Genomic DNA, 18304 nt, shown 5'->3' with positions numbered 1-18304 from the left:
GCCGCTCCGATCAGGCGCTCTCGCGGGCGTCGTTGCGGAGGCTGAGGAAGATCAGCACGATCCCGATGTACGTGCACAGCCGCACCGCGTCGGGGATGCCGTTCCAGGTGCCGTTCATCCACATGCCGAACCATTCGCCGCCGATGGCCTGGAAGCCGAAGAACCACAGCAGCAGGCCGACCGTGCAGCCGACGACGCCCCAGCGCTTGGCCCGGTGGAAGGCGGCGTCGTCGCGGCCGACGGCCCTGATCTGCTGCCAGGCGGAGATCAGGCAGGTCACCATGATGACCGCCTCGGTGAGGATGACGCCGATGTAGGCGGCGTGGTGCGCCCACGTCCACGGGATGGCGCGGTAGTTGATCTGGCTGACCGCGGCGAGCTCGGGCTTCTGCGCGTCCATGGCCAGCACGTGCCGGACGAACTCGAAGTTCGTGCCGTAGTCGGTGAGGTTGCCGAACACGACGAGCAGCGCGAAGCCGCCGACGGTGAAGGTGAGCAGCGCCTTCGCGATGCGAAGGGCGGCGATGGTGTCGAAGCGGGCCAAGGTTCTTTCCTTTGACATCTCTGATCGAATGAGCACACGGGCCCAGGGGAGGTGTCCTGAAAAGGGGGGAAAGATCCACGGGGCCCGAGCGCCCGGCGTGGAGGAACTCGCCGGGCCGCTCCACTGGCTCCGTCACTGGCGGTGACGTCGCGGGCCCCTCAGCCTGAGGTGGAGCAACGTGACTCATGGTAGCCGAAGTCGCACCATGCCGATCCTGCCGTTCCGATGCCCCCGGCTTTTTTGTTTGCCCTGGTGAAACGGGGCTGGCAAACAATTCCCCGGCCCGAAGACTGCGATGCGGAAACCACGAACGTTCCCTTACACACGAGGAGAATGATGCGAGTCAGCAAGGCTCTTCTGGCAGGCGCCTTCGGCGCGGCACTGCTTCTGTCGCAGTCCCCGGCGGCGCAGGCCCAGGCCGTCGCTTCGGCGGCGGCGGACGGCGGATGCCGCCCCGCCTACACCGGCAACGGCTTCGTCAGCGTCTATCCGTGCATTTCGAAGGCCGGAACCACCGTCATCGCGGACGCGTACGCGGATGAGATGCCATCGGCCTGCGCCTACTACAGGGTCTCCATCGTCAGCGGCGCGTACGACACGGTATGGAAGACCGGTCCGAGGGAGGCGTGCAGCCGGGCGCACTCGGGGCAGGGTCTACCTCTACAACGCCCGGGGGACGTTCAGGTCGAAGATCACGACCTACAACAGCAACGGCGGCGCGATCGGCTCGCTCGAGAGTCCGAACATCACCGTTCCCTGAGGCGCCCCGGAGGGGCGGCGGAAGGTGACGCCGTCGCCCCGGTGACCGGCGAGCGCTCCGGCGGCGGGCACGTCCGCTGGTACGGCAGTCGCGGAAAGTAGGTCCGCCAGTCCGCCTCCGGCAGCCCGCCTCCGGCGCGACGGCACACGGCAGCCGCCGAGGCGGCGGGGCCGACGTCGTAGCGCTGGACGGGCACGTGCTGTCCGGCGGCGTACAGGGAGTCGCCGCCGGCGCTGAAGGAGAGGGCCAGGATGCCGTCGCCGGGGGTGGGCAGGGGCGCTCCGATCGGCAGCCGGGAAGCGACATCCCACAGTCGCAGGGTGCCGTCCGCCGTCCCGACGGCCAGCACCGACTCGTCACGGGAGAACGCCAGCGCGGTGACATCCCGGCTCGGATCGGAGCCGCTCGCCGCGAACGCGTTCAGCACGCCGATGCGGCGCCGCACGGCACCGTCCCACAGGACGGTCTTGCCCGAGGCGTCCCCCGTGGCGAGGTACCTGCCGCCGGGGCTGAAAGCCTGCGCCTCGATGAGGCCGGGGCCGGCCGAGGGCGGATTCTTCGCGCCCGACCGTAAGTCCACGACATCACCCGCTGACGTGACGACGAGCGGCCGGACAGGGTGCACGGCGATCCGGTCCGCGATGACGTCGGGCAACGCCCTCGTGATGGTGCGCCGGCGCAGGTCCCAGACCATCGTGGCTCCTCCCTGGTGATGCTGCGCGTCCAGGAGCGACCTGTCGCCGGGCCCGAAGGCGATCGCGCCGGTCGGCGGCTTGTTCTCCGGGCTCAGCACGAGCGAGTCCGTCGTGCGCCGGCCGGCCACGTCCCACAGGGACACGCGGGTCGGCCCCGTGACGGGATACGACTCCGAACTGCCGAAGGCCAGCGTTCTCCCGTCGGAGGCGAAGGCGAGCAGGATCGAGCAGCCCGGCATGGCGTGCTCCTTCGCGGGGCACGCAACCTCCGGGAGGTCGGCGGGCGGCCCGCCGGACAGCGTCCGGTGGAGCCGGAACAGCACGCTTCCCCGCTCCCGCGCCTCGTAGGCGAGCGCCAGCCGGGTCCCGTCCGGGCTGAACACCGCCTGGCCGGCCTGGTCCTCCTGCCACTGCGGGGTGAGGGCGGCGCCCAGATCGAGCGTGCGTACGGCAGCCGGCCACGCCCAGCTGGAGCCCGCCAGGTAGCGGATCCGGTTCGCCTGCGTGTCGATGCGCAGGTCGGCGACCTGCTCGCCCATGAGCGAGTGGCGGAAGACCGGTCTGCCCGGCCAGGAGACTCGCCACAGCAGGAGGTCGGTCCCGTCGGAAGCGGCCAGGAAGGCCCCGTCCGCGCTGAACCCGATCTCCTGGACGTTCCGATGGGCGATGGAGGCCACCTCGGCGCCCGACGCGAGGTCCCACAGGCGGACCCGCTCATCGGTGACGACCGCCAGGCGACGGCTGTCGGGCGTGAACCGCACGAACTGGTACTGGCACTGACGCCGGCCAAGAACCGGCGCCCAGGCGGTGTCCGTCTTCCTGCCCGTCCGCACGTCCCACACCTGCAACCGCCGCCCCGGAACACACAGCGCCAGGTACCGATCGTCCGGGCTGAGCGTCGCGTCCGGGAAGTCCGGTGCGGTGACCGTCCGCCTCTCGGCGTAGCTGCGCGCCATGGCGGGCGCGGCATCCCACGTCGACTCCAACGGCGCCGAGGGCTCTCTGGGGACGCTCACCCGCAGGAGCTCACGCCTCCGGGCGAGGTCCCACGCCAGGATCCGGTAGCGGGATCCCTCGGCGTTGTACCCGATGACGCTGCGCCCGCTCGTCCCCATCTCGAACCCGTCCTTCGCCGGGCCCAGCTCCCTGTCGTCGCGGCGTCCGGTGGCCAGATCCCACGACACCACAGTCCCGTCCCGCGTGAGGATGGGCAGCGTCCACGCGTCGCCCGTCCTCGCCCCCGCCCGCGGGTGCTCGGCGCCGAGCCCCGGCAGGAGAGCCGTCCGGCGGCGAGTGTCCACGTCCCAGGCGGAGACCTGGGCGGCGCCCACGCTGACCAGGGTGCGGCCGTCGGTGCTGAGGTGACGCATGGTCCCGGGGGCGCCGTCGGGATCGGTGAAGACGTCCTGGTGGCGTTGCGTGGCCGCCGCGTGCAGGCCGGACCGGGTCTCGGGCAGGTCGGCGACCCGCCAGGCGGCCAGGCTGAGGCGCATCGCCCTGACCGGGTCCATCTCGCGCAGGCTTTCCGCGATGCCGGCGGCGCGCCGGGCTTCGGCCTCGCGCTGGCGGGTCTGGCCCGTCGTGTTCTGCTGCCAGGCCAGCAGGGCCGCCACCAGCGTCAGCACGAGCAGTCCGGAGATCGCCGCCGTCCGCCGGGTGCCCGAGCGCCGCTCCCGCTCCCCGGCCGCCAGCCCGGCGGCCAGGAACTCGCGCTCCAGCGGAGTGAGCTCCTCCGAAAGCTGCTCCGGCCGCCTGCCCGGGCCGCTGCCCCGGCTCTTCCCCGAGACGGTGAAGTGCTCACGGGCAGCCGCCAGAGGCGCCCCGCGATACAGGCCGCCCGGATCGCGGTCGTGATCCCGCCAGGCCGTGGCCGCCTCGGTCAGGCGGCGCTGCAGCCGGATCCGCTCCCGGTCCGCCTCGATCCAGCCGCGCAGCCGTGGCCACGCGGTGAGCAGCGCCTCGTGGGCGAGGTCCACCTGCGCGTCGCCGAGCGTGAGCAGGCGGGCCGCGGCCAGCCGGTCCAGGAGCAGCCGGGTGTCGCCGTCGGCGGGCAGCTCGCTCCGGCCGATGGGGCGGCGGGTGTCGGGCGTGCCACGGCCGGGCTCGACCAGGCGCAGCAGCAGGTGCCGCAGCCGCTCCCGCTGCGGCGGGCTGAGATCGGCGTAGCAGGCTTCGCAGGTGCGGGCGATGGCGGCGTGGATGCCGCCGGACGCCTCGTACGCGGCCGTGGTCAGGGCCTTGCCGCTGCTGCGGCGCCACGTTTCCAGCAGCGCGTGGGACATCAGCGGCAGCCCGCCGGGCTCGCCGTCGACCTCGGCGATGATGCGGGCGGTCAGCTCGCGTTCGACGATCAGGCCGGCGGCGGCCGCGGGCCTGACGATCGCCTCACGTAACTCGGCCGTGCTCATCGGCCCGACCAGCAGCGTCGATCCCTGTACGGCCTCGGCCAGGGAGCGGTGCCCGGCGCAGTGGCCGAAGAAGTCGGCCCGCACGGCGATCACCACCCGGGCGCCGTTCTCGCGCCGCGCCTCGGCCAGGAGCGCATCGACGAAGGTGTCCCGCCGCTCCGCGTCGGCGCACAGGGTGAAGAGCTCCTCGAACTGATCGACGATGATCACCTCGTCGGCCTGCCCGGGGCGGACGCGCTGCGGATCAGCTCCCGGCGCCAGCACGCGAACCGTGGGGGGCGGCCGATCCTCCCGCTCGCGCAACCGGGGGAGCAGGCCCGCGCGCAGCAGCGAGGACTTCCCGCTGCCCGAGGGGCCGACCAGGAGGACCAGGCGGTGCGCGCCGACCAGCGCGGCCAGCCGGCCGGCCGTCGCGTCACGGCCGAAGAACCGGCCGTGGTCGGCTTCCTCGAAGCGGGCCAGCCCGAGATAGGGGGCCCGAGCGTCGTCCCGGCCGGCCGCGGCGAGCTCGCGCGCCTCCTCACCGGCCTCCTCCCAGCGTCGCCTCCAGTGCTCGGCGTCGCCGTCGCACGCCCGGACGTAGGCCAGCGCCACGTCGAGCGACGGCAGCCTTTCACCCGCGGCGGCCTGCGCCAGCGTCGTGACGGAGTAGTGGGCACGGGCGGCCATCATGCGGTACGTGGGCGTACCGGCCTTGTGGCGGAGCTCGCGCAACTCGTGGGCGAAACGGGCGATCGGCCCGTCCGCCGGATCCAGCGGCTGCTCACGACGTCCCAACTCTTCTCCTCCAAGCGGTGAACACGTCCGATGTCCGGGAATTCTTCGCACCGGCGAAAAGGGGGTGCAAAACAATCCGCCGGGGCTCTCGCGCGAGGAGAAAGATGCGAGCCGGCAGGCGCTGCTTCGGCGGTCGTCGGGCGCCCTGCACCGACAACGGCGGATGAGATTTCCCTCCCGGAACATACAGGTCGAATCTCCTGGTCTACAACCGGAGCGGCGGGCAACAGCGCCTTTGACCTGCGTGTTCCTGCTCAGGCCGGAACTGGGTGACGATCTCCGGGCCGATGGGATGTACTGACTCCGCGCCCCATCGGCTATTCAGGCCACGAGCGAGGAGAAATTCATGCTGAAGAAATTCATTCCGGCAGCCGTGGCTGCCATTTCCCTGGCAGGGCTGACATTCACGCATGTATACGACTGAGGTCACCATGACGCGGACTGGCCGACGACGCCGCAAACTGAAGACCACGTCCTGGTCACGTACATCCGGGGTGACACCGGATCCAGGCACACGACGTGCGTTCACCGCGCCGAGGACGGCGATCTCGGGTCGGGACATGAGTGGCCCCACGGGCGCGTCTACGTGACCGTCATCAAGATCGACTGGGTCAACCGCTGGACGTCGCCGTGCAACGGGTAGCCCGAGGACGACCCTAGGCGTTCACCGGGCCGGGGACGCGATCACTGCTGCCGGTGGATCAGGTCGCCGCCCAGCCGGGTGAGCTGGTGGATGACCATGTTCGCGTGCCGGGTGCTGGTGATCAGCCCGGCCCGTTGCAGCACCTGCGCGTGCGCGCTGGCCGACGACAGGGAGGCGCCGGTCCTGCGGGCGAGTTCGCTGGTGGTGCAGCCGGTGGTGGCGGCGATGCAGCGCAGGATGCGGGCCCGGGTCGCGCCGAGCAGGTCGGGCAGCGGGTCGGGGCCGGGGCCGGGTTCTGGTGTTCCGTGCGGGGTCGGGAACACCAGGACCGGCGGCAGGCTGGGGTCGGCCATCGCGACCGGGGTGAACCGCCCGAAGTAGGAGGGGATGAGGGTCAGGCCGCGGCCTCGCAGGTGGATCTCGTACCGGCCGGTGGCGTAGTCGGTCTCGAGCACCGGGGGCCGCCACCGGATCGACGGGCCGAGGCCGGCAAGCATCGTGTCCACGCCCTGGTCGGTGAGCAGGCGGGCCAGCCTGGCGCGTTCGCGGCCGAGGGTGTGCTCCATCGCGGTTCGGCGGGGGCCGAAGGCGATCTGGCAGTACCGCTCGCTCAGCCGTGCCAGGTCGCGGATCGCGTGCCGGCTGCCGCGGGCGAGGTCGTCCAGCGTCGCGGGGACGGGCGCGTGCGGGCGCAACTGGTCGAGCTCGTGCCGCACGCGCGCCGACGGCGTGTCGGCCAGGACGTCCAGGCCCTGCTGGAACCCGTTCGTCGACTCGTAGGGGGTCAGGAAGTCGGGGAAGTACGCCTTGATCGGCGCCAGCGGCACCAGCTTCTCCCGTACCGGTGTGAGCAGCCCGGCCTCGGCCAGGTCGGCGCGGACCTGGCGCCGCCAGCCGGACATCGCGCCGGTGCCGCCTGGCCGCTGCAGTGTGTGCAGGCTGAGCACCATTTCCCACATGATGTCCAGTCGGCTGGCGATGCGCACGCGAGCCAGGTCCTCACCGGTGAAGACGATCCGCAGGGTCCCCTTGATCATGATCGCATGTTCGGCCGCCAAGGTCACAGACAGATCAAAAGCCGATCGACGACGGCCGCCGCCCTCTCGAACGTCACGTCGATGCCCTGGTCGGCGCGGATCGGCTCGTTGCGGAGGGCGGCGCCGGCCTGGTCGTCGCCGGCGCCGGTCGGTGGGTGATCGCCCGCCGGTGGCCGGGCGGCCGGGGGTCAGGCAGGCCGTGCCCACGGCGGCCGAAGGCGACATGATACTTTACGGCCGTAGAGGTCGGGCGGAGGGGTGGGCGGAGATGACGGCGGAGGGCTCGACGCGACGGCAGCAGATCGCGGACGCGGCGATCGAGACGCTGGCGGAGGCGGGTTCGCGCGGGCTCACCCATCGGGCCGTCGACCGGGCGGCGGGGCTGCCGGAGGGCTCCAGCTCCTTCTACTTCCGCACCCGGCTGGCGTTGCTCCAGGCGGCTCTCGACCGGCTCCTCGAGCTCGAGATGGCGGAGCTCGCCTCACTTCCCGAGCTGCGTGGCGACAGCCCGACCGAACGGGCGGTCGAGCTGGCGATGTTCGCCATCGGGCACTGGACGACCGCCGGCCGCGTCCGGACGCTGGCCCGTCACGAGCTCTCCCTGGAGGCGACCCGCCGCCCCGAGCTGCGCGCGTCCCTGCAGAAGGCGTCCGACGTCGCTCACCGGCCGATCGTCGACCTGCTCGCGACGGCCGGCATCCCCGGGCTGGAGAAGCGCATCCACCTGATCGTCGCCTGCATCGACGGGCTCATCCTGGAACACCTGACCGGCCCCGACGGGCTCGACCTCGACCCGGTCGAGTTGCGGGCCGTGCTCCATCCCCTGATGAGCGGGCTCTCGCCCTGACCCTCGCGCGCGGCGCTCACGTGAGGATCCGGCTCTCCGGTACGTGATCGACGGCGCGGGTCCTGGCGTAGCGCGGCCGCCAGAGGGCGTGGTACAGCAGCCGGTCGGTCGGGGGAAGATGGCGCAGCACGGAACCGCGCACGGCGGCGGGGGCGCCGTCGAGAAGCCAGGGTAGAAGGAGCCGGCTCCCCGCAGACCGGCCAGCCGGCGGCGTTCCCAGTAGAGCGCGACCCGCTCGGCCCGGGTGAACAGCTCGGCGGTCGCCTCGGCGAGGCGGGTCTCGTGCCGGTGGTGGCGCGTCAGGGCGATCATCAGATTCGACAGCGCGCGCCAGGCCCGGTCCGGGGAGGCGGGGCGTCTCGCGGTGGCGTCGACCGCGTCGACCAGCGTGGCGAGCCTCCGGCGCTCCTCGGCGATGACACCGAGCAGGGCCAGGTCGGCCCGGCCCGCCTTCGCCCGTAGCACCGGCCACTGGTGGTTCCGGTCGGCGCGCTGGTGGATGAGCAGGAAGTACGCGAAGCGGGCCCATCGGTTCCGGCTCCGCGCCTCGCTGTCGCCCTGTCGTGCCACGGCCGCGGCCAGGAGGGCGAGGTCGCGCTCGAACGCCTCGTGGAGCGCGGCGCGCATGCGGGCTTCGTCGGACGTGGTGACGGTGGGCATGGCCTCCCTCTCGTGCGTGCCGGACAGGCGAGCGCGGACTCTTGCGTCATCCCGCCTCCCCGCATCTACTTCTGTAGAGCATCATTGCTACTCTACAGAAGTAGATGGCCTCCACCGGCACCCGAAAGAGGACCCTTCCGATGAGAACCCGACCCCCATCCGGGGCATCGCGACAGAAGCGGCGGATCGATGATTGACAGAACGGCGGGCTTCGCCAGGCGCAACCTGCGCAAGGTCTTCCCCGGCCACTGGTCGTTCCTGCTGGGGGAGATCGCGCTCTACAGCTTCGTCATCCTGCTGCTCACCGGAGCGTTCCTGACGTTCTGGTACAAGCCCAGCATGGGACACGTCGTCTACGACGGGTCGTACGCGCCGCTCAAGGGCATCCTGATGTCCGAGGCCTACGCCTCGACGCTGGAGATCAGCTTCGAGGTGCGCGGCGGCCTGCTCATCCGCCAGACCCACCACTGGGCGGCGCTGCTGTTCGTCGCCGGGATGCTGGTGCACATGCTCCGCGTGTTCTTCACCGGCGCCTACCGCAAGCCGCGCGAGCTGAACTGGATCATCGGCGTGCTGCTGCTGGCGCTCGGCATGGCCGAGGGCGTCACCGGCTACATCCTGCCCGACGACCTGCTGTCCGGCGCGGGCCTGCGCATCACGCAGGGGGTGGCGATCTCCCTGCCGGTGGTCGGGACGTACGTCCAGTTCTTCGTGTTCGGCGGCGAGTATCCCGGCGAGGACGTCATCTCCCGGTTCTTCACGCTGCACGTCCTGCTCATCCCCGGCCTCCTGGTCGCGCTCGTCTGCACCCACATGGTCCTCATGTGGGTGCAGAAGCACACCCAGATGCCCGGCAGGAACCGCACCGAACGCAACGTCGTCGGCTCCCCGTTCTACCCGGCCTTCATGGCCAAGGCGGGCGCGTACTTCTTCTTCACGCTCGCGGTCCTACTGGGTCTCGCCACCTTCGCGCAGATCAACCCGATCTGGCTGGCCGGTCCGTTCAACCCGGCCGACATCTCCGCGGGCTCGCAGCCCGACTGGTACATGGGCGTCCTGGAGGGGGCGTTGCGCGTCATGCCGGCCTGGGAGATCAACGCCCTGGGGCACACGCTGCCGTTGAGCGTGATCATCCCAGGACTGGTGCCCCTGGGCGTCATCGTGACGGGCCTGGCCCTCTACCCGTTCGTCGAGCGGTGGGTCACCGGCGACACCCTGGAGCACCACCTCGCCGACCGCCCGCGTAACAACCCGGTCCGCACCTCGATCGGTATGGCGGCCATCGCCTTCTACGGCGTGCTGTGGCTGATGGGGGCGAACGACGAGATCTCGGCCAACTTCCACATCTCGCTCTTCGCGCTGACGTGGGCGGGCCGGGCCGGGGTCATCGTCCTGCCGGTCCTCGCGTACGTGATCACGTACCGGCTGTGCCTGGGCCTGCAGCGCGGCGACGCCGGACTTCTCGCGCACGGCGTCGAGTCGGGGGTGGTCAGGCGGCTGCCGCACGGCGAGTTCGTCGAGGCCCACGTGCCGCCGGTCGAGGACATCGCGGCCCACATCAGGGGCAAGGCGGCGATCCCGGTGATCCGCGGCGCCGACGGGGCCGGGCGCGACGGTGCGCCGGCCGAGGAGCGGCGTGGTCCGCTGGGCCGGCTGCGCGCCCGCCTGAGCCGGGCGTACGGCGGCGAGAAGATCCCCCTCGAGAGCGGACCCCGCGCACCCCACGCCCGCGACGGCGAGCACGAGGCCGTGACGCGCTGAGAACGGCTCGGGCGGTCAGCGGGAGACGCTGGTGGCGCTGCGGCGCGGCCCGGCGTAGCGCCAGAAGAAGTTGAGCAGCACGCTGGCCCGGTTGCGCCCGCCCAGCAGGTAGGACACGTGGATGAAGATCCACACCAGCCAGGCCGGGAACCCGCGCACGGTCAGCCCGTTGGGCAGTTGCAGCACCGCCTCGCCCTTGCCCACGGTGGCCATGATGCCCGGGTCCCGGTAGGAGAACCGCTGCGGCGGCCGGCCCTGGATGGCCGCGGCGATCTGCCGGCCCGCGTGGTCGCCCATCTGGATCGCCGGCTGGGCGAGCTGCGGTTGCGCTTCGGGCTGCCCCGACAGGTCGCCCGCCACGAAGATCTCCGGGTGGCCGGGCACGTTCAGCGCGTCGGTGAGCGTGATCCGGCCGCCCTTGCCCTGCTCCAGGCCCCAGCTCCCGACCTGCTCGGGGGCCGTCACGCCGAGCGCCCACACGGTCAGGTCGCTCGGCAGCCGCGTGCCGTCGCTCAGCAGCACCGCGTCCTCCTCGACCGCCGCGACCGTGGAGCCCAGGCGCAGCTTGACGCCCCGCCTGCGCAGCGCCGCCGCCGTCGCGTCCCGCAGCCTCGGCTTGTACGGGGCCAGCACGTACTCGAAGCGCTCCACCAGCGTCACGCTAGTCCGGTCGGGGCCGATCTCCGGGTGCGTGAGCGGCAGCGTGCGCCGGCGCAGTTCGGCCAGCGTGCCCGCCATCTCCACCCCGGTCGCGCCCGCGCCCACCACCACGACGTGCGTGCTCTTGCGGCGGCCGAGCGCCGTGTCCTCCAGGTACTGTCCCAGCCGGTCGCGCAGCGCCGCCGCGTCGTGCAGCGAGTAGATCGGCAGCGCGTTCGCCTCGGCGCCCTCGATGCCGAGCCAGTTGGTGGTCACGCCGGTGGCCAGCACGAGATAGTCGTAGTCCAGCCCCGTCCCGTCCTCGAACTCCACCCGCCGCTCGTCCGCCAGCACCCTGGTGAGCGTCGCCCGGCGGGTGCGCACGTTCGGCCACTTGGCGGCGAACGTGCGGATCGGGTACGACACGTCCGACAGGCCCATCCCGGCGGTGGCGACCTGGTAGAGCAGGGGCTGGAAGGTCGAGTACGGGTTGCGGTCGACCAGCGTCACCAGGGCCCCGGCGCGGGCCAGCCTCTTCGTGGCCGCGAGCCCCGCGAACCCCGCACCCACGACCACGACCCGCGCTCTCTTCACCATGATCCGGTCCTTCCCTGAAACGCCGATCCGGAAAATCGTCCAATACCCTTTGTTTCCCGGTATGTGCGTCTTTTGGCGGACCAGGGTCGGCAACCGCGCGGGTCACGTACCTCCCAGACTCCACACGTACAGGACCCCGCCCGCCGCGCCCGCGACCACGGGACGGCCGGTGACCTCCGCCAGGGCCAGCGCGCGGACCTCCGGGCCGGTGGTGAGGAGCTCGCCGATGACCTCGCCCGTGTCGAGGTTCCAGACGCGCACGTACGTGCCGCCGCCAGGACTGTGCGCGACCACCGCGACCGGCACCCCGTCCAGCAGGCCCGCGACCAGGGCGGCGGTCCCGCGCGCGCCGAACGACCACTTCCCCGACCGCTTCCCGCTCGCCAGGTCGTGGACCCGCAGGGTGGCGTCCAGGTGCGTGGAGACCAGCAGCGTGCGGCCCTCCCGCTCGACGCAGGCCAGCCGTTCGACGCCGCCGACGTCGCCGGTGCGGAAGTCGTGCGACACCCCGCCGCCGGACAGGCCGCGGACGCGGACCCGGTTGCGGCCGTCGGCGGTGACGAGCACGTCGCGGCCGTCCAGCCTGCCGAACGCCAGCGCGCCGATGCCCTGGAAGTGCTCGCCCATCGGCTTGCCGAGCTGCTCGCCCCCGGCGACGTCCCACAGGCGGGCGACGCTGTAGAGGTCCCTGACGAGGTCGTACTTCTGGGAGATCGCCACCGCCTTGCCGCCCGCGAGCGTGACGCCGATGATCGGGTCGCCGGCGCCGTGGCGGGCGTCCGGGCCCCACACGCGCATCCGGCCGTCGGCGTGCCCGGACACCACCCGGTCCCCGTCCTCGCACGCGACGCACGTCACGGCCGCGCCGCCGTCGCCCAGCCTGGCCACCCGGGCGGCGGTGGCGGTCGTGCTCAGGTCCCAGGTCAGGACCGTCCCGTTGCCGGTGCCGCACGCGACCCGCGCGCCCGAGGCGGCGAGCGCCACCGGCGTGCCGCTTCCGCGCGGCAGGGTGACGGGCTCCACGACGAACGACCCGAACGGCACGGGCTGCGGCGCCGCCGTGGCGGGCGCGGTGGCCGCGCCCGGGGTGCCGTCGGTAGCGGTGGGCGTCGCCCCGGCGGTCGCCGTGCCGGTCGTGCCCGTGGTGCCGGTGCTGCCGGTCGTGCCGGGGCTCGCCGTACGGGCGGTCCCGGTCACCGTGGGGTCCGCCGGTCCGTTCGCCTCGAAGACGCCGCTTCCCGGCCGGAGGATCGCGAACGCGGACACCGCCGCGGCCGCCGTCGCCGCGACTCCCCCGATGAGGACCCGCCGGCTCACCGCCCCGCCCCGCCCCGCCACCGTCTCGGGCCCGCCGGAGGAGGACGCGGTACGAGCTCCGGGCCCCGGCGGCAAGGCCCGCTCCGGACCACCCGCCCCCGGCGGCCCGAACGGCGGCACGGGCGCCCCGGGCCCGTACGGCCCCTGCGCCTGCGGCGTCCCGGGCGCCGCGCCGTACGCCCCCTCCGGCTGCCGGTCCGCCCGCCCGGCATGGCCGCCCCCGCCGCCCCCGCCTTGCGCCGGCCCCTGCCCGGCGTCCTGGGGCGCGCCGTACGGGCCCTGCCCTGACGGCCGCGCCTGCCCGGTGCCCGGGGCCGGGACGTACGGACCGTGCGGGGCCGGAGTGTGCGGGGCCGGGGTGTGCTGGCCGGCGGGGTGGTCCGGGCGGGGGATGAGGCGCTGGGCGGCGTCGGGGGCGCCGGACTGGGTGAGGGCGGCGAGCAGGTCGGCGGGGGCCGGGCGGGCGGCGGGCGACTTGGCGAGGCAGGCGCGGATCGGCTCGGCGAGGTGCGGCGGGACGCCGGTCAGGTCGGGTTCGTCGGTGAGGATCGCGTTCAGGATGACCGGCACCGTGCCGCCCGCGAAGGGCGGCCGCCCGGTGGCCGCGAACACCATGGTGCCCGCCCAGCTGAACACGTCGGACGCCGGCCCGACCCGCTCCCCGGTGAACTGCTCCGGCGACATGTACGTGGGCGTGCCGACGGGCCCGGACGCGTGCGTGGTGGCGCCGAGCGCCTTGGCGATGCCGAAGTCGATGACGGTCGGCCCCTCCGGCCCCATCAGCACGTTGCCCGGCTTGAAGTCGCGGTGCACGATCCCGGCCCGGTGGATGGCGGCCAGCGCGGTGAGCGTGGCGATGGCGAGCCGGTCCAGCCCGCCGCCGGTGCGCGGTCCGGAGGAGCGCACGAGCGCCTGGAGGGTGTCTCCGGCGACGTACTCGCTGACGATGTAGGGCCGCTCGTCCAGCGTGCCGACGTCCAGCACGGCCGCCGTGCAGAACGCAGCCACGCGGCGCGCCGCCTCGACCTCGCGCAGGAAGCCCCGGGTGACGTCGTCGTCGTGGCCCAGATGGCTGTGCAGCAGCTTGATCGCGACCGGGCGGCCGTCGTCGGCGGTGCCGTGGTAGACGACGCCCTGGCCGCCGGAGCCGAGCACCCCGGTGAGGCGGTAGCCGCCGATCCGCTCGGGGTCGCCCGGGCGGAGCGGCCGGATGTCCGGCATCCCACTCCTTTCCGGACCTTTCATGAACGACCACACGATAGGCCCGGCCGTACCCGGGGCGGAAGGCGGCAGCCGCGGTCAGGCGAGCGTCCAGGCGGCGGCCTGCTCGCGCTGCCGCCAGTAGGCGGCGAAACGCCCGCCCCGGGCCAGCAGCTCGGCCGGGGCGCCCGCCTCGGCCACCCGCCCGTCCTCCAGGAAGACCACCTGGTCGGCGCGGGCGATCGTGCTGAGCCGGTGGGCGACGACGACGGTGGCCCGCCGTCCCGCCGTCGACTCCAGCGCGGCGACGACGGCCCGCTCGTTGGCGGCGTCCAGGGCGGCCGTGGCCTCGTCGAGCAGGAGCAGCGGCGCGTCCTTGAGCAGGGCGCGGGCGATGCTCACCCGCTGGCGTTCGCCGCCGGACAGCGCCGCGCCGCGTTCGCCCACGCGGGTGTCCCAGCCGTCGGGCAGCCGTTCGATCACCTCGTCGAGCCGGGCCGCCGACGCCGCCTCGCGGACCCGCTCGTCCGGCGCGTCCGGGTCGCCGAGCCGGACGTTGTCGTAGAGCTTCGCGTCGAAGAGGTAGACGTCCTGGAAGACGATGCCGAGCCCGCCCATCAGCGCGGCCGGGTCGTAGCGGCGCACGTCGTGCCCGGCGACCAGCACGCTGCCCTCGCGGGCCTCGTGGAAGCGGGCGACGAGCGCCAGCAGCGTCGACTTGCCCGCGCCCGACGGGCCGACGATCGCCGTGGTGGTGCCGCGCTCCACCGTGAACGAGACCCCGGCCAGCACGTCCCGCCCCGGCTCGTGGCCGAAGCGTACGTCGCGCAGCTCCAGGGCGGGTGCGCCCGGGTCGGGCACGACCGGGGCGGGGGCGTCCGCGCCGAGCACCGGCGCGTCGAGCACACTGCGGACCCGCGTCAGGGTGCCGCGCAGCGCCTCCATCGCCGGGGAGAGCTCCGCCAGCGTGGCGAACGGCTCGGCGAAACGCACCGCGACGATGACGAGCGCGACGACCTGCGCGCCGCCGAGCTCGCCGGTCACGCCCAGCACGACCGCCGTCGCCACCAGGCCGAGCAGGGCCGCCTGGGTGGCCAGCCCGAACAGCACCTGCCCCGGCAGGCTGAAACCGATCAGCCGCAGCGCCGCCGAGCGCTGCCGGGCCAGCGCCCGGCCCACCGCCGTGCCGCGCACGCCGGTCCGCCCGGCGGCGCGCAGCGCGGGCTGGGCCTGCGCCAGCTCGATGACGCGCTGCCCCGCCTCGGCGGAGGCCGCCGCGTAGGCGTCGTCGGCCGCGCGCAGGCACCGGCCGCTCGCCCACATGGCGCCCAGCAGCACCGGCGCCGCCGCCAGCGCCACCAGGCCGAGCGGCCAGGCGACCAGCAGCAGCCCGGCCCCGATCAGCGGCGGCGTGATGAGCGCCCCGGCGACCGGCGTCAGCAGGTGCGCCACCCCCTGGCACAGCTCGCGCCCCGACGAGGTCAGCGCCCGCTGCGCCTCGGCCCGCCGCCCGGCGGTGAACCAGCCGAGCGGGATGCGCTGGAGCCGGTCCACGACCCGCGCCTCCATGCCGGACAGCAGCTCGAAGCCGATCGCGAACCCGGCGGCGGCGACCGCGCGGTCGGCGGCCCAGCCCGCCGCCACCAGCGCCGCCAGCAGCGCGATCCAGCCCGCAGCGGTGCCGGGCCCGGTGGAGAACAGCGCGCCGAGCAGCGGCACCAGCGTGAGCACCGCCCCCGCCCGCACCGCCGCGCTCACCCCGAGCAGGACCAGGTAGCGGACGACCGCGGCCCGGTCGCCGGCCAGCCGGAGCACGTCGAAGATCATCATGTCAGGGTCTCCAGGGGAGCGGCGGCCTGCCACAGGTCGCGGTAGAGGCCGGGGGCGGCCAGCAGCGTCTCGTGCGTGCCACGCTGGACGACCCGGCCGCCGTCCAGCACCACGATCGCGTCCGCGCCCGTGATCGTGTGCAGCCGGTGCGCGATGACCACGACGGTACGGCCCGCGACCAGCTCGCTGATCGCCCGCTGCACCAGGTGCTCGGACTCCGGGTCGGCGAACGCCGTCGCCTCGTCCAGCACGAGCACCGGCGCGTCGGCCAGCAGGGCGCGCGCGATCGTCAGCCGCTGCGCCTCGCCGCCCGACAGCCGCGCCCGCTCGCCGAGCACCGTGTCGTAGCCGTCCGGCAGCCGGGCGATCCGGTCGTGCACGTGCGCCGCCCTGGCCACCCGTTCCACCTCCTCCCGGGAGGCGTCCGGCCTGGCCAGCGCGATGTTGTCGTGGACGCTCGCCCGGAGCAGGGACACGTCCTGGAAGACGAACCCGACCGTACGGTGCAGCTCGGCCTGCGACAGCTCGCGCAGGTCGACGCCGTCGACGGTGATCCGGCCGGCGTCCACGTCGTGGAAGCGCGCCAGCAGCGCGGCGAGCGTCGACTTGCCCGCGCCGCTCGGCCCCACGAGCGCCGTCACCGTCCCCGGCGCGAACTCCAGGTCGACACCCGACAGCACCGGCCGCCGCGCGTCGTAGCCGAACCCCACCCCCTCGAACCGGACCGTACGGCCCGCCGCCCCGGGAAGCGGCCGGGGCAGCCGCGGCTCGGGCAGCTCCGGCTCCACCAGCAGCAGGCCGATGCGCCGCGCCGCCGCCAGCGCGTCACGTACCGAACCCAGGCCGAACGCGGCAGCCAGCAACTGGCTGCCGAACGTCGCGCCGAGCAGCAGGAACGGGAGCAGGTCCGCGGTGGCGAGCAGGCCCCCCGCCGCCATCGGCGCGCCCGCCACGACGATCAGCAGCAGGCTCGTCAGCGGGCGCGTCACCAGGTCGACCGCCGTCCGGCGGCGGACCAGCGGCCGCTGCCACCGCTCCAGGAACCGCGCCCGCTCGCCCAGCAGCGCCCGGAAACCGCCCGCCGGGCCCGCGTCGTACGCCCTGACCACGGTCAGGCCGTCCACGTACGAGACCGCCTCCGCGCCGACCCGCCGCTCCCACACGGTGAACCCGGCCAGCTCGGCGGCCGACGCCTGCACCATGCGCGCCGACATGACGAGGTAGGCCAGCAGCGGCGCCAGCAGCACCGCCGCCAGCGCCGGCGAGACCGTGAACAGGTAGACCAGCACCGCCAGCGGGGCCACCAGCGCCGCCACCACGTCCAGCACCGCGTGCGTCACCAGGTAGTGCACGCTCTCCGCGTCGTCCTGGACCGCCTGCTTGACCCGGCCGGAGGAGCGCTCGGTGAACCAGCCCAGCGGCAGCCGCGCCAGCTTGCCCACCACGTCCGCGCGCACCCGGTGACCGAACCGCGCGTCGAGCACGTGCATCGCCGCCACCAGCAGGCCCGCCAGCGCCGCGCCGCCGCCCATCAGCGCCAGCGCCCCCACCCCCAGCCCGGCCAGTCCCTCCGCCTGCGGGCCGGCAGTGAGCAGGCGGCGGCACAGCTCGACCAGCAGCAGGTAGGGCGCGAGCTGCACCAGGCTCACCACGGCCTGGAACGCCCCGGCCAGCAGGAGCCGCCCCCGCAACGGCGCCAGCAGCCGCGCCCCCGCCCGCGACCGCCACCCCGCCGAGGCCGCAGCGGACCCTCCCGAGCCCGCGCGCCCAGCGGACGCGCCCGCTGGTGCGCCTGCCGCCGTCGGTGTCGCGGGGTGGTTTCGCGTGGTGCCGGTGGTGGGGGTTTCCTCGCCGGGGGTGTGGTCGCGGCCGGTGCCCATCGCCTGGCCGCGGATCCAGTACGCGCGGGCCTTGACGTCGCCCCGGGGGAAGCCGAGGTCCTTGAGCCGGGCGCGGACGTGCTTGGTGGCGGCCGATTCGGCGGTGACCCAGGCGTACCAGTTGGACCAGTCGCGCTCCTCGATGGCGTCGGCGAGCGCGGCGGGGTCGCCGGTGGCGGGCAGCCAGGTGACCGTGGCGCGGGGGTGCGGCGTGACGGGGATGAGCGTGTCGTGCTCATGGTGGCGTTCGAGGTGGACGCGTACCTCGGCGGTGTCGGGCAGGGCGGCGAGGATGGCGTTGATGCCGGGCAGCGAGGCGGCGTCGCCGACGAGCAGGTAGCCGTCGGGCGCGGGGTCGGGCGGGGCGAAGTGCCCGGAGGCCCAGCGGGTGACCTGGACGGTGTCGCCGGTCCCGGCCTGGGCGGCCCAGGCGCTGGCGGGTCCGGCGGGCTCGTGGATGAGGAACTCGATGCTGACCCGCCGCGTCTCCGGGTCGGGGTCGAGCAGCGTGTAGCCGCGCTGGTGCTCGCGCCCGGGCCGGCGGGGGTCGGGCACCCAGAGCCGTACCCAGCTCGCGGGCTCGATCGGCTGCCCGTCGAACAGCGTCGGCGCGTCGAAGGTGATGCGACGGTAGTGCGGGGTGACGTCGTCGACGGCGGCGACGGTGAGCGTGTGCTCCACGGCGCCGAAGGTCTTCATCATGGCCCCG

Annotated in this window: 10 protein-coding genes; 2 read left to right on the top strand and 8 right to left on the bottom strand. The window is 73.8% G+C overall.

Features of this window, described 5'->3' with window-relative positions:
• Positions 1-10: 10 nt before the first annotated feature.
• The 3 genes from ACBI99_RS22110 to ACBI99_RS22100 form a co-directional block, all read right to left on the bottom strand.
• Positions 11-544: a DUF2165 family protein gene (locus ACBI99_RS22110; RefSeq protein ID WP_246645691.1), complete on the bottom strand. Its 534-nt coding sequence runs from the start codon at positions 542-544 to the stop codon at positions 11-13.
• Between the two features lie 746 nt (positions 545-1290).
• Positions 1291-5184, bottom strand: coding sequence for a hypothetical protein (locus tag ACBI99_RS22105; protein ID WP_375073321.1), 3894 nt, complete (start codon positions 5182-5184; stop codon positions 1291-1293).
• Positions 5185-5868: 684 nt separating this feature from the next.
• On the bottom strand, positions 5869-6864 hold the full coding sequence (locus tag ACBI99_RS22100) for a helix-turn-helix domain-containing protein (RefSeq protein ID WP_375073320.1): 996 nt from the start codon (positions 6862-6864) through the stop codon (positions 5869-5871).
• Between the two features lie 268 nt (positions 6865-7132).
• Between ACBI99_RS22100 and ACBI99_RS22095 the strand changes: the two genes are divergently transcribed.
• Positions 7133-7711, top strand: a complete 579-nt coding sequence (locus ACBI99_RS22095) for a TetR/AcrR family transcriptional regulator (protein ID WP_219508453.1) — start codon at positions 7133-7135, stop codon at positions 7709-7711.
• 16 nt (positions 7712-7727) lie between these two features.
• On the opposite strand, the gene ACBI99_RS22090 is transcribed toward ACBI99_RS22095, so the two are convergent.
• Entirely contained in the window at positions 7728-7853 is a 126-nt protein-coding gene (locus ACBI99_RS22090) for a hypothetical protein (protein WP_375073318.1), read from the bottom strand.
• Between the two features lie 707 nt (positions 7854-8560).
• Between ACBI99_RS22090 and ACBI99_RS22085 the strand changes: the two genes are divergently transcribed.
• Positions 8561-10132 carry a cytochrome bc complex cytochrome b subunit gene (locus ACBI99_RS22085; RefSeq protein ID WP_375073317.1) on the top strand — a complete coding sequence of 524 codons (1572 nt, stop codon included), beginning with the start codon at positions 8561-8563 and terminating at the stop codon, positions 10130-10132.
• Positions 10133-10147: 15 nt separating this feature from the next.
• Here ACBI99_RS22085 and ACBI99_RS22080 read toward each other — a convergent pair whose 3' ends face one another.
• From ACBI99_RS22080 to ACBI99_RS22065, 4 genes are all read right to left on the bottom strand, one after another.
• A complete protein-coding gene (locus ACBI99_RS22080; protein WP_375073315.1) occupies positions 10148-11368 on the bottom strand; it encodes an NAD(P)/FAD-dependent oxidoreductase in 1221 nt (406 codons plus the stop codon).
• 102 nt (positions 11369-11470) lie between these two features.
• Positions 11471-13906, bottom strand: a complete 2436-nt coding sequence (locus tag ACBI99_RS22075; protein ID WP_375073313.1) for a protein kinase — start codon at positions 13904-13906, stop codon at positions 11471-11473.
• Positions 13907-13984: 78 nt separating this feature from the next.
• Positions 13985-15715 carry an ABC transporter ATP-binding protein gene (locus ACBI99_RS22070; protein ID WP_375073311.1) on the bottom strand — a complete coding sequence of 577 codons (1731 nt, stop codon included), beginning with the start codon at positions 15713-15715 and terminating at the stop codon, positions 13985-13987.
• Entirely contained in the window at positions 15712-18297 is a 2586-nt protein-coding gene (locus tag ACBI99_RS22065) for an ABC transporter ATP-binding protein/permease (protein WP_375073310.1), read from the bottom strand. The genes ACBI99_RS22070 and ACBI99_RS22065 overlap by 4 nt, the downstream gene beginning before the upstream one ends.
• Positions 18298-18304: the final 7 nt, after the last annotated feature.

The sequence above is a fragment of the Nonomuraea sp. ATR24 genome, assembly GCF_041950485.1.
Taxonomy (GTDB): Bacteria; Actinomycetota; Actinomycetes; order Streptosporangiales; family Streptosporangiaceae; genus Nonomuraea; species Nonomuraea ceibae.
Note: the sequence above shows the minus strand (reverse complement) of the source record. Positions and strands in the feature narration are given on the sequence as shown.

Excerpts from the sequence above, each read along its gene's own strand:
- ACBI99_RS22100 (WP_375073320.1), bottom strand. The coding sequence starts at position 6,864 with ATGATCAAGGGGACCCTGCGGATCGTCTTCACCGGTGAGGACCTGGCT.
- ACBI99_RS22095 (WP_219508453.1), top strand. The coding sequence starts at position 7,133 with ATGACGGCGGAGGGCTCGACGCGACGGCAGCAGATCGCGGACGCGGCG.
- ACBI99_RS22085 (WP_375073317.1), top strand. The coding sequence starts at position 8,561 with ATGATTGACAGAACGGCGGGCTTCGCCAGGCGCAACCTGCGCAAGGTC.
- ACBI99_RS22080 (WP_375073315.1), bottom strand. The coding sequence starts at position 11,368 with ATGGTGAAGAGAGCGCGGGTCGTGGTCGTGGGTGCGGGGTTCGCGGGG.
- ACBI99_RS22075 (WP_375073313.1), bottom strand. The coding sequence starts at position 13,906 with ATGCCGGACATCCGGCCGCTCCGCCCGGGCGACCCCGAGCGGATCGGC.
- ACBI99_RS22070 (WP_375073311.1), bottom strand. The coding sequence starts at position 15,715 with ATGATGATCTTCGACGTGCTCCGGCTGGCCGGCGACCGGGCCGCGGTC.
- ACBI99_RS22065 (WP_375073310.1), bottom strand. The coding sequence starts at position 18,297 with ATGATGAAGACCTTCGGCGCCGTGGAGCACACGCTCACCGTCGCCGCC.